Origin of the sequence: Neotamlana sargassicola, assembly GCF_020523965.1 — a bacterium.
In the GTDB taxonomy this organism is placed as follows: Bacteria; Bacteroidota; Bacteroidia; order Flavobacteriales; family Flavobacteriaceae; genus Neotamlana; species Neotamlana sargassicola.
This window is the reverse complement of the sequence record NZ_JAJAPX010000005.1, coordinates 139,272-151,690: the sequence shown is the minus strand read 5'-3', so window position 1 is coordinate 151,690 and position 12,419 is coordinate 139,272. Positions and strand designations below refer to the sequence as shown.

Sequence of the window (12,419 nt, the reverse complement as noted above, 5' to 3'; positions counted from 1 at the left end):
ACTTAAAAATTAAACACTTTACCATCTCTGGCGAGTTTCACCTTATTAAATACTGTTTTTGCTTCATTTTTAAACACCGACAAATCATCATATCTGGTGGAATAGTGCCCTAAAATTAACGTTTTTACATGAGCTAATTTGGCTATAGTTGCCGCTTGTTTTGCTGTAGCGTGTTTGGTTTTTTCGGCATAATGTGCATGTTTTTCTAGAAACGTAGACTCGTGATACAAAACACTTACGTTTTTTATTACAGGTACAATGTCTTCTTTGTACTTGGTATCGCTACAAAAAGCATAACTTTTTGGATTTTCGGCAGGAAAAGTTACAGTTTTATTGTCTATAAGTACTCCGTCTTCATTCTTAACATCGAACCCTTGTTTTAATTTACGATAATATGCCACATCTATATTGGCTTCATTTACGGCATCAATATTTAATTTACGTTCGCCTGCTTTTTCTTTAAATAAATACCCATTGGTATAAATACGATGATCTAAAGGAATTGTATGCACTTCAACTTTATTATCTTCAAAAATTAATTCTGATTTAGTTGAAGTTAACTCATGAAAATACAGCTTATAATTGGTCCAAGAATCCGATAACTTTAACTGTAATGTAATGGCTTCTTTTATACCTTTGGGGCCGTAAATATGCAAATCGGCCTCTCGGGTTAATAATCTAAATGTAGAAATTAAGCCAACTAAACCAAAAAAATGATCGCCGTGTAAATGCGAAATAAAAATATATTTTATTCTGTTAAATTTTAATTTGTGCTTACGTAATTGCACTTGGGTACCCTCGCCACAATCAATTAAAAACATATGATTGTTTATTTCTAACACCTGAGATGTAGTATTATTTAAAGTTCGTGGTGTGGCACTGTAACAGCCTAAAATGGTTAACCTCATAATTATTTTAGAGGTTTATAATTAATAAAATCGGTAGCAGAAAATTTATCTTTAAAAGTAAAGGCATAAGGCGAACAGCCATTTTGGTTTAAATAATCTAATTTATGTTTGGCTTCTTTTAAACTTGGAATATGTCCTTTAGGAATATACCAAAACGCCATATGATCGATTTTAATCTTTGAAAACCATTCCTTTTTTCGTTTAAAAATCTCGACGTGTCCAGATTTATAAGTATACTTAAACAATGCTTCTAAATTTTCCCAAACAGAAATGTTTACAATAACCGAATCATCTTGAAAAACTTGCGCAACTTCATCTTTATCTTCGTCTTGTAAACGCCAAATAAACCCATTACTTTTATCGGCAATGGCATTTATTCTATCTACATTATTTACAAAATCTTGCATAATAGGATGATCCATTGGCGCTAAACGTTTGGCTATATTTACTTGCGCGAGATAAAATTGTTGCATGCTTAAAACCCTAAATCGCGTTCCATTTCCTCCATTTCAATTATATCGTAGGCTTCTTGAAGTGTTGGTACAATTATTATTTCGTCGGGTGTTTTATCCACATCAATTCCCTGATTTACTATAACAAAGGAGTGTTTCGCTCCACGATGCTTATTAGAAAGCTGTAAAAACTCAATTATTTGCTCTAACGGAATTGGTTTTAAAGTGTTTAAATTAACAATTATGTTATTGTTTTTAAACTTAGGATATAGTGTTTCTATTTTTTTAACCAATTCTATAACCGAAGCATTTTCTTGGGTTATTAAGGTTGTATTCTCATTTTTATCTATAATCATTGTCTTATTGTTTAATTTTTGAAGCTAACAAATAAATTACTGCCATCCTAATGGCAACTCCATTTTGTACTTGGTCTAAAATTATAGATTGACTAGAATCGGCCACATCGCTAGTAATTTCTACACCACGATTTATTGGCCCTGGGTGCATAATGGTTATCTCTTTATTTAAACTATCTAACAACGCTTTATTTACTCCAAATTGTTGTGTGTATTCTCTTGTTGTTGGAAAATAACTAATATCCATACGCTCGTTTTGTACACGAAGCATATTGGCAACATCGCACCAATTTAAAGCTTTTCGTAGATTGGTTTCTACTTTAACACCTAATTTATCGATGTATTTTGGAATTAACGTTTTTGGTCCGCAAACCATTACTTCGGCGCCCTGCAATTGCAGAGCAAATATGTTTGAAAGCGCTACTCTACTATGTAAAATATCGCCAACAATAACCACTTTTTTTCCTTTTACCTCACCTAGTTTTTCGCGAATAGAATACGAATCTAATAGAGCTTGAGTTGGGTGCTCATGAGCACCGTCGCCTGCATTTACTATACTTGCATTTACGTGTTTAGATAAAAACACACCCGCACCAGGATTAGGATGACGCATAACAACCATATCGACTTTCATCGATAAAATATTGTTTACCGTATCTATTAAGGTTTCTCCTTTTTTTACAGATGATTGTGCTGATGAAAAGTTTATTACATCGGCCGATAATCGTTTCTGAGCCAACTCGAACGATAGTTTGGTTCGTGTAGAATTTTCAAAAAACAAATTAGCAATGGTAATATCACGAAGCGAAGGGACTTTTTTAATGGGCCTATTTATCACTTCTTTAAAATGATCGGCAGTTTCAAAAATAAGTTTAATATCTTCTTTATTCAGATATTTTATTCCTAATAAGTGGTTTACACTTAATTCGCTCATGTTTTAGTTAAAAGTTGATAAGTTAAAATTTAAAAGTTGCTACTGCTTACCTTAAACCAAACTTTAGTTAATCATTTTTGTTTACTAGATTAGATTTCGCACTACTTAATAAAAAACTACAAGTAACGAGTTTCTATCTTCACCTTTGTTTATTTTTCAATTAAGTAAACCGAATCTTCTTGATCTCGTTCTTTCCAATTTACTCTAACCTTCTCTTCGTTTATAACATCTACTTGTCTTCCTCTGTAATTGGGTTGAATTGGTAAATGCCTACTAAAACGCCTATCGATTAATGTTAACAATTCTATTTCGTTTGGTCTGCCAAAAGATTGAATTGCAGTTAACGCCGCTCGAATGCTACGGCCAGTGTATAATACATCGTCAATAAACACAATGTTTTTATCTTCAACTATAAAATTAATTTTGGTTTTATTAGCCTCCAACGGTTTATCGCCTCGACGAAAATCGTCTCTAAAAAAAGTAATATCTAAATAACCTAATTGAATATTTTTGATTTTGTAATCTTCGGTTAAAATTTTTGCTAATCTATCGGCCAAAAAAACCCCTCTTGGTTGTATACCAATTAAAACAGTATCTTGAAATTTGTGGTGTTTTTCAATAAGTTGACAAGCCAATCGATGAAGAATGATGTTTACCTCTTTTTCGTTAAGTAAAACTTTTTGACTCATAAATTTCTTTACAAAATTCTATATTAAGCAAAGGTAACGTAAAAAAAAATAGCTCGCAATTTACTAAATAGTAAAATACAAAAAGAAGTGTTACTGAGCTACACCCTAACTAATAGTACTACATTTATATTTTATTTACTAATAAGGTTATCAACAAACAAGAGTTCAAAATTTATAACTTGATATTTAGCGGAATGTCTCTAGCTAATTCAAATAAATTAAAGCGACAACGAAATACATATTTTTAAAACCTCAAAAATAAAAAACAACATAATTTTCTCACAAACTAAGTAAGAGTATATTTTTTTTATATATTTGAGAATGGTTAACGGCAATAACACCAAATGATTACCCCATTTCTAATTTTATTTTTACAGTGCTTTTTAGTTTCAAGCATATTATGTTTTATTTTTTGGTTTAGAAAAAAGCTAGGATTAGCATTTTTATTTACTGCTATTGGTGTTTTTCAATTCCTTCAAATTTTTTTAGCTGATACTTTTTATATTAATTTATTTCCGGGCATTGTAGTTTCTCCTGGCACTTTTATTCTATTTTATGCTACACTTTTTTCTTTACTTTTAGTTTATCAGGTAGAAAATATTAAAAAAGCGCGCTCTTTAATCTATGCCATTTTAGTTGCCAATATATTTCTTGCCATATTTCAATATTCATTAAAATTATATTTTATAGACGACACCATTTTTATTAATAAAAATCATCTGCCTTACACTAGTTTAACTAACTCTAGAATTACTATAACAGGGACTATTTTATTTGCTATAGACTCCATATTTATTTTTATTTTATATGAGTTGTTCTCAAATATTTTTAGGCATTTATTTTTTAGAGTGCTTGTTTCCATGGCTCTGGTTCTTATTTTAGACAATTTACTCTTTAAAATTTTTGGTTTAAATGTAGCTTTTACCGACTTTAAATTTAACTTTTTGCTCCCACCTATACTATCAGCTTTATTTTATAGTATCTTTTTTTCTATTTATATATATTTTTTCGAGAACTATAATCCTCGTAAAACAGGGGTGATTTCCAGCGATATTTATACTAAAATGTTCGATATCTCAAACGTTTTAAGCGAACAACAAGATTTAACCGAAAAAAACTTATTATTCGAATCTCAATTAAACGAATATTCAAAACAGATTGAATTAGCTTCTAAAATTGCCAAATTAGCCTATTGGGAATTCGACCTAACAACTAATCATTTCATTTTAAACAATCTTTTTATAAAGCTTTTAAAGTTATCTCCAAGCTCATCCCTAGACCAATATAAATTAACATTAAACGAGTATCTAGAGAAATTTATACCCGAAAACCACAGGCACATAATTTCTGAAGGCATTAAAAATATTTTATTCGAAAAAAAATCGAATTACAGTTACATTACAGAACACCCTATTATTTTTGGAGACGGCAGTAGGGGTACTATTTCTGTTACTATTTTTATAGAAAAAAACACCGCTGGAGATTTTAAAAAAGTATACGGTGTAAGTCAAGATATAACCCATTTAAAAAACATACAAAAGAGTTTAGAATCTTCAGAAAAACGCTTTAAAGCCTTAGTAGAAAATGCGGTAGATGCGGTAACCATTATTAATAAAGACGGTAAACCTATTTACGCTTCTCCCGCCATGTCTGGTATTTTAGGCTACAGTAATAAAGAAATACTTTATTTAAGTTTAAGTGAAAATGTGCACCCTGATGATCTCGACAAAGTTAAAAATGCATTTAATTTAAGCCTAAACAAACCAGGGATTGAAATTGCAAAACCACTTTCGAAATGGAAACGAAAAGATGGAAAATGGGTATGGCTAAAAGGTGTATTTAAAAACATGATACACGACCCTTCGATTAATGGCATTATTGATAATTTTAGTGAGGTAACAGATGTTGTTGCCTATCAAAACGAATTAAAAAACCAATCGAGCCTGTTGGAGTTATTACTTGAAATTTCAACTGAATACATAAATGTTCCAACAGAAAGCGTAAATCAATCTATAGATAAAGCCTTAAAGGATTTAGGTAAGTTTGTTAATGCAGATCGTGCTTATATTTTTAGTTACGACTTTACAAATAAAGTATCGAATAACACACACGAATGGGTAGCAAATGGGATTATGCCCGAAATAAATAACTTGCAAAATATTCCAGTAGAAGCTTTAGGAGATTGGGTGGAAACACACAAAAAAGGAATGCACATTTATATTGAAGATGTAAGGGCTTTAAAAAATAAAAACGTGCAAGACATACTAGATGCACAAGGAATAAAAAGTTTGTTAACTATTCCTATTATGGATAATGGCCACTGCATTGGTTTTATAGGTTTTGATTCGGTTAAAACAACACATCAATATTCTGAAAAAGAAATTTTACTTCTCACGTTATTTGCTGAAATGATATGTAATTTCACTAATAAAATTACCAAAAAAGAAGAGCTAGACAAACTGGTTAAAACTACAACTAAACAAAACCAAAAGCTTCTCGATTTTTCGTTCATGATTTCCCATAACATACGTGCGTATGTGGCAAATATTATTGGGCTTACTTCCATTATTTACGAAAATGATAAAGACAATGAGTTTACACAAATGCTGGACGAAAGCGTTACAAAGCTTGATTATACTATAAAAAATATTAATGATTTGCTTATATTTCAGAATGAGAATAACGTTTTAGAGTTAAAGCGATGCAGCATAAATGAATCAATTAAAAATGTATTATCTCAACTAAATAATATAATAAAGCAAAATAATATTGAAATTGAATTAAACATTGAAGACTCGCAAGACATACAAGCCATTCCTGCTTATTTAGAAAGTATTTTTCATAATTTAATTACTAACGCGATAAATTATGGAATTAACGAAACGAATAAAAAAATCGCTATAAAATCGAAAACATTTCCTAATTTTATTTTGCTCACCATTGAAGATTTTGGAGCAGGAATAGATTTAGAGGATAATGAAGACAAACTATTTAATCTAGGATCCAGATTCCATGAAAATAGTAAGGGTCTTGGCCTAGGTTTATTTACAACCAAAAGTTATATAGAAACCTTAGGCGGATCTATTACTGTTAAGAGCACCCCAGGTAAAGGCACCATATTTATTTTAAACTTTCCTTTATAGCATGAAAAATATTTTACTTATTGATGACGACTTAATATACTTAAAATTAACTACTCATGTTTTAAATAAAAATTCGGATAACTTATTTAAAGTTTACATTGCAACAAGTGCGCAAAATGGTTTAGACATTATTAAAGAAAAAAACATCGACTTTATTTTTTTAGATATTAATATGCCAGTTACTTCGGGCTGGGAGTTTCTTGATTTGTTATCGCCTAAAATTAAACAGAACAATTGGCCTACTATATTTATAACCTCTTCAACAGTTGACCCTAACGAAAAGAAAAAAGCTAAAGAGCACAACTTAGTTCATGGCTTTATTGAAAAACCTATCTCTAACGATACGGTTTTAAAATTTAAACAAGATTTTTTTAAAAATTAAATTTTACCTAGGCTCTATTTTACATGCTTTAAATAGAAAATTTCATCAATTAATTTAAAGCCCCGCATTTCTGCGGGGCTTTAAATTAATTATTTCAAAACTTTCATCACTTTCTTAAATTGTTTCAAAGTAGTTTTATCCTTGGCATTAGCTTTAAACATTGCTAAAAGGTTATTGTCTTCTGCTCGATAAACATTATTAAGTGTAAAACTGCTAACTTTGGTTGTTTGGGTTTCATTTATTTTTATTAGAGGTTGCCCTAATCCTGTTGGATTAGATTGTGTAAAATCAGTACTTCTTGATGTTTTTACTATCGGACGGTTAATTAAATAAAAAGGTTTTAAGTACATTACATTTCGTCTGCCTTCCATAATAGCCTGATCAATTTCCTCTTTAGAAACTATACTGTAATTATAATTGTAATTTTCACCAATATTTTCTATTAGCTCGTCAGTGACTAAATCTTTGTCTAATAAAAGGGTGTTAACTTTGATGTTTTCCTTGAATATCTCAATGGCGTTTTGCCCATTTTCTTTTATTTTACTGAAGCTAAACACTGTTTCCAAGTCCTTTTGCAGCCAATATAAACCTTGTTTATAATCGGCCATAGTTAATTTCTCCCCATAATTACCGAATTTTTTAAAATGAGTAAACGTCTTTTTATTAAGTAAGCCTATGCAAAAACAACCTGCTGGTACATTTGCTTGATATAATCGTTCAGAAAACATTAAGTAAGCGTATTTGTCTCTTTTAGTTTCGTCCTTATCATATTCCCTTAATTCGTCTTTTGAAACAAATATAATCTCATCTGAATAGTGCCAATACTTTTGCATAGCCTCTTTTAAATCTGCCTTCATTCGTTGATATAATGGGTCGTCATAATCATGTAATACAACTAATAAGGGTAATGTTTTAATTAGTTCTGCTTCTGGTTTCCTTTTTTTAGTTATTCCATATTGAGCATGCGCTGAAATAAGCATCAAAAATGCGATGAAAGTTAAGTGAAGTTTTCTCATTTTAAATTTGTAAATATAATTCGTTTCAAAGATAGAATTATTTTTACTGGTTTCGGTTTTATATAAAAAAGCCTCGCAAATTGCGAGGCTTCTTTATTTTATAAAATTTGGTAAATTAAGCTTTACCGTCCATTTTATCTTTTAATGCTTGTAAAGCATCGTTTGCATCACCTAAAGTTGGTTTAGCTTCTGCAGCTGCAGCTTCGGCTTTTCTTACCGCTTGCTTTACAATTTTAGCTTCTTCAGCTTTAAATACAGCTGTATGAGATGCTACAACACGTTTAAATTCTTTGTTAAATTCAATGATTTTAAACTCTGCGCTTTCACCTTTTTTAAGTTTGCTTCCATCTTCTTTCTCTAAGTGACGAGAAGGAATAAATGCAACGATATCTTCGTTAAACTCAACAGTTGCTCCTTTGTCTACTAATTCAGAAATTTCAGCTGTGTGAACAGATTCTAAAGCGAATTCAGTTTCGTACTTATCCCAAGGGTTTTCAGTTGTTTGTTTGTGACCTAAACTTAATTTACGTCCTTCAACATCTAACTCAAGAACTACAACATCTAATTTATCACCTACAGAACAGAATTCTGATGGGTGCTTAATTTTCTTAGTCCAAGATAAATCAGAGATATAAATTAAACCATCAATACCTTCTTCTAATTCAACAAAAACACCAAAGTTTGTAAAGTTACGTACAACACCTGTATGCTTAGAACCTAATGGGTATTTAGTTGTAATATCTGTCCATGGGTCTGGGTGTAATTGCTTAATACCTAAAGACATTTTACGCTCTTCTCTATCTAATGTTAAGATAACTGCTTCAACTTCGTCACCAACAGCTACGAAATCTTGAGCAGAACGTAAGTGTGTAGACCAAGACATTTCAGAAACGTGAATTAATCCTTCAACACCATCTGCAACTTCAATAAATGCACCGTAATCTGCAATTACAACAACTTTACCTTTTACTTTATCGCCAACAGCAACAGTATCAGCTAAAGCTTCCCAAGGGTGTTTGCTTAATTGTTTTAAACCTAATTGGATTCTTGATTTATCTTCATCAAAATCAAGGATTACAACGTTAAGTTTTTGATCTAATTCTACGATTTCGTTAGGGTGGTTAATACGAGACCAAGAAAGATCTGTAATATGTACTAAACCATCTACACCACCAAGGTCGATAAATACACCGTAAGAAGTAATGTTTTTAACAACACCTTCTAATACTTGACCTTTTTCTAACTGACCAATAATTTCTTTCTTTTGCTCTTCAATATCAGCCTCAATAAGTGCTTTATGAGAAACAACAACGTTTTTAAATTCGTGGTTAATTTTAACAACCTTGAATTCCATTGTTTTATTTACGTATTGGTCGTAGTCTCTAATTGGTTTAACATCAATTTGAGAACCTGGTAAGAATGCTTCGATACCGAATACATCTACAATCATACCACCTTTAGTTCTACATTTAACAAAACCATTAACGATTTCACCTGTTTCGTGTGCTTTATTAACTCTATCCCAAGCTTTAATTACACGAGCCTTACGGTGAGATAATACTAATTGTCCTGTAGCATCTTCACGTACATCAATTAATACTTCTACTTTATCACCAACAGCTAAGTTAGGGTTGTAACGAAATTCGTTTAAAGAAATTACACCTTCAGATTTTGCGTTAATGTCAATAATTGCATCGCGATCTGTAATGTGAATTACTGTACCTTCAACAACTTCATCATCTAAAGTGTCTACAAAGTTTTCAGCAACTAACTTTTCGAATTCTTTTAATTGTTGATCATCAACCTCATCAATACCTTCTTGGTAATTGTGCCAGTTAAATTCTTTTAAGAATTTTTCAGGGTTTGCTTGAGCTTCAGATACAACTGGAGTTTCTTCTTTTTTTGCTTCAGTAGATTCTACTTGAGCTTCTTGTGCTTTTTCAGCCATTTAATTAATTTTTGCAAGTTTGCTTTAATTTTTAAAGTATAACTTACATTTTGTATTCTGCATGCTACGGAAGATTTAAGCGACTGACAAACAGAAGTGTTATTACTTATTTTATATCTAATTTCCTTTTATCTTTTCCGTTGATTCGCTAAAAGGAGTGCAAAAATACAAACATTAAACTTAATTACCTAATTATGAGACGTTAAATTAAATGTGACTTTTTCTAGTTTTTTGTATCTTAATATTGAAGAGAAACTTAATTTTTATTTAAGTTATTCTTTTTAAAAATTCATTATATTTAAACTTAAATTAATTAAAAATCTTACAAAATGGCAGTAAAACAAAAATATCAAGCAGTATTAGATTTAGGGGAAGAATTAAGCATTAAAAACGGAGACGTATCTGTTGAAGGTGATGTTTTAAAAATTAAAGGAACCGCTAATACGCAATACGAAAAAAACTTACTTTGGGATAAAATTAAAGAAATTGGCGGGCAAGAGCCATCTGATATCATGGCAAACATTACTGTTGAAGACGAAAGCGTTTACCACAGACATACTGTAAAAAGTGGTGAAACTTTAGGTAAAATTGCTAAGCAATATTATGGAGACGCTATGAAATACAAAGCTATTTTTGAAGCTAACACATCTATTTTAAGTAATCCGGATGTTATTCACCCAGACCAAGAATTGGTTATTCCTAACTTATAATAAAGTTTTATATTACTAAAAAAGCGAACCTAATTGGTTCGCTTTTTTTATGTTTATTAACGCTTTTAATTTGAAATTTTTTGATTTACTAACTTTAAAATTTCTTCAAACTGCTCTTTTAATGTCATGTTTGAGTTATCGAACTCTATAGCTTCATCGGCTTTTACTAATGGAGAATCTTTTCTGTTAGAATCGATATAATCGCGCTCTTGTACATTTTTTAAAACTGCTTCATATTCAATTTTATCTCCGCGTTCAATAAGTTCGTCGTATCGTCTTTGCGCTCTGGTTTCTGCCGAGGCTGTCATAAATAACTTTAACTCTGCATCTGGAAATACAACGGTTCCAATATCGCGACCATCCATAACAACACCTTTGTCTTTTCCCATGTTTTGTTGCTGTTCTACTAACTTTTTTCGAACTTGAGACACCGCTGCTACTTGGCTAACAAAACTTGAAACTTCTAGTGTTCTTATTTGTTTTTCAACATTTTCATTGTTTAAATATACTTCTGCAAAACCTTTATCTTCATTAAACTTAAAGCTAATTGTAATTTTAGGTAAATTGCTAATTAAAGCTTCGGTGTTAAATATTTCTTTATTTATTAAACCGTTTTGCATTGCATAATAAGTTACCGCACGGTACATAGCGCCTGTATCTACATACACATACCCTAAATGTTTTGCTAGTTGTTTTGCAACTGTACTTTTTCCGGTAGATGAAAACCCGTCTATTGCTATTGTTATTTTTTTCATATTGAATAATAGTAAGGCAAAAATACAATAAGATATTTTATTGTAAATCTATTTGAAGACCAAAAAAGTTAGCGTTCGCCGCTCCGGTATATTTAGCGTGTGTATAGTTAAAACGCATTCTATTCATTTTCAAACCAAAACCTACTGCAATACCCGAAAAGTTACGTTGTTCCACAACACGAAGCTCTTCGCCTCTCCTAAAATTATATCCCAAACGAATATTAAATCCACCTTCTGGAAAAATTTCGGCACCTACAATAGTATGGCGAATAACCTCGGCTAAAAACCCAACTTTTTCTTCGGTTTCATTCCCGTTTAAATCGCTTGATGTTCTGGAAGGATTGGAAAAAGCAATAGGCCATTGTTGCAAATTCTCGAAAGTAACATGCCAACGAATAGGCACATTTTCTAGTTTTTGAGATAACCCTAAGGCCACCTCAAACGGCAAAGATTCTTGCAAACCTGCATAAGTAGTAATTTGCGTACCTAAATTTCTAACCACAAGTGCCGCATTAAAATCTAAAGTATGATCGATGTAAATTACGCCTAAATCTACTGCTGCTCCAAAAGAGGTATATTCTTCGAGTTTAGAGGTAATTAATTTTAAATTACCGCCAAAATAAAAATCGGAATAACCAATTTGGGTAGCATAACCTAAAGACAATGCTGTTTCGCCTCCCGAAAAGGTTCCTGTAGAGTTACCATCTTCGTCGTAACCATCAAATGTACCATAATTAATATAAGTTACACCAGCATGAAATGTTTGTGTTCGCCTATCTACTGTGTAAGCATAAGCGGCAGTACCATAACCAATATCGCCTAAATAACTCACGTAATTTAAAGACAATTGATTATCCATATCGGCATTAATAGTTGCCGGATTATAAAGCGCTTGGGTAACATCGTAATCTACATTTGTTAACACCTTGCCTCCTAAAGCCGCCTGACGCGGTGCAGAAATTAAATTTAAAAATTGATAGGTATGCTCGCCTCCTATTTGAGAATAAGACGCCGCACAAACAACTAACAAACAATGTAGAACTACTTTTTTAAGCATACTGAAGTCGCAAAGTAACTAAAACTATACTAAAACGTTGTTATGCTTTTTTTATTTTTTTGAAGACTA

The 12,419-nt window shown here is 31.4% G+C and carries 12 protein-coding genes; 3 read left to right on the top strand and 9 right to left on the bottom strand.

Features of this window, described 5'->3' with window-relative positions; genetic code table 11:
• Positions 1–2: 2 nt before the first annotated feature.
• The 5 genes from LG651_RS12590 to pyrR all read right to left on the bottom strand — a co-directional run bounded on the left by LG651_RS12590 (position 3) and on the right by pyrR (position 3,339).
• A complete protein-coding gene (locus LG651_RS12590) occupies positions 3–908 on the bottom strand; it encodes a ribonuclease Z (protein ID WP_226696472.1) in 906 nt (301 codons plus the stop codon).
• Between the two features lie 2 nt (positions 909–910).
• Entirely contained in the window at positions 911–1,381 is a 471-nt protein-coding gene (locus LG651_RS12585; RefSeq protein ID WP_226696471.1) for a DUF3291 domain-containing protein, read from the bottom strand.
• 2 nt (positions 1,382–1,383) lie between these two features.
• Positions 1,384–1,716 carry a ribonuclease Z gene (locus LG651_RS12580; RefSeq protein WP_226696470.1) on the bottom strand — a complete coding sequence of 111 codons (333 nt, stop codon included), beginning with the start codon at positions 1,714–1,716 and terminating at the stop codon, positions 1,384–1,386.
• Positions 1,717–1,720: 4 nt separating this feature from the next.
• Positions 1,721–2,650 (bottom strand): aspartate carbamoyltransferase catalytic subunit, encoded by a 930-nt coding sequence (locus LG651_RS12575; RefSeq protein WP_226696469.1) that lies wholly within the window; start codon positions 2,648–2,650, stop codon positions 1,721–1,723.
• A 149-nt stretch (positions 2,651–2,799) separates the two neighbouring features.
• Positions 2,800–3,339 (bottom strand): bifunctional pyr operon transcriptional regulator/uracil phosphoribosyltransferase PyrR, encoded by a 540-nt coding sequence (pyrR, locus tag LG651_RS12570; protein ID WP_226696468.1) that lies wholly within the window; start codon positions 3,337–3,339, stop codon positions 2,800–2,802.
• Positions 3,340–3,683: 344 nt separating this feature from the next.
• Between pyrR and LG651_RS12565 the strand changes: the two genes are divergently transcribed.
• Both LG651_RS12565 and LG651_RS12560 read left to right on the top strand, forming a co-directional pair.
• Complete coding sequence (locus tag LG651_RS12565) at positions 3,684–6,482, top strand: PAS domain S-box protein (protein WP_226696467.1); 2,799 nt, start codon at positions 3,684–3,686, stop codon at positions 6,480–6,482.
• 1 nt (position 6,483) lies between these two features.
• Positions 6,484–6,864: a response regulator gene (locus LG651_RS12560; protein WP_226696466.1), complete on the top strand. Its 381-nt coding sequence runs from the start codon at positions 6,484–6,486 to the stop codon at positions 6,862–6,864.
• Between the two features lie 89 nt (positions 6,865–6,953).
• On the opposite strand, the gene LG651_RS12555 is transcribed toward LG651_RS12560, so the two are convergent.
• Both LG651_RS12555 and rpsA read right to left on the bottom strand, forming a co-directional pair.
• Entirely contained in the window at positions 6,954–7,880 is a 927-nt protein-coding gene (locus LG651_RS12555) for a hypothetical protein (RefSeq protein ID WP_226696465.1), read from the bottom strand.
• 115 nt (positions 7,881–7,995) lie between these two features.
• Entirely contained in the window at positions 7,996–9,828 is a 1,833-nt protein-coding gene (gene rpsA, locus LG651_RS12550) for a 30S ribosomal protein S1 (protein WP_226696464.1), read from the bottom strand.
• Positions 9,829–10,157: 329 nt separating this feature from the next.
• Between rpsA and LG651_RS12545 the strand changes: the two genes are divergently transcribed.
• On the top strand, positions 10,158–10,538 hold the full coding sequence (locus LG651_RS12545; RefSeq protein ID WP_226696463.1) for a LysM peptidoglycan-binding domain-containing protein: 381 nt from the start codon (positions 10,158–10,160) through the stop codon (positions 10,536–10,538).
• A 65-nt stretch (positions 10,539–10,603) separates the two neighbouring features.
• Here the strand turns inward: LG651_RS12545 and cmk are convergent, their stop codons facing one another.
• Together cmk and porQ are read right to left on the bottom strand one after the other, a co-directional pair.
• Positions 10,604–11,293 carry a (d)CMP kinase gene (gene cmk, locus LG651_RS12540; RefSeq protein ID WP_226696462.1) on the bottom strand — a complete coding sequence of 230 codons (690 nt, stop codon included), beginning with the start codon at positions 11,291–11,293 and terminating at the stop codon, positions 10,604–10,606.
• 37 nt (positions 11,294–11,330) lie between these two features.
• Positions 11,331–12,350, bottom strand: coding sequence for a type IX secretion system protein PorQ (gene porQ / locus LG651_RS12535; protein WP_226696461.1), 1,020 nt, complete (start codon positions 12,348–12,350; stop codon positions 11,331–11,333).
• Between the last annotated feature and the right edge of the window lie 69 nt (positions 12,351–12,419).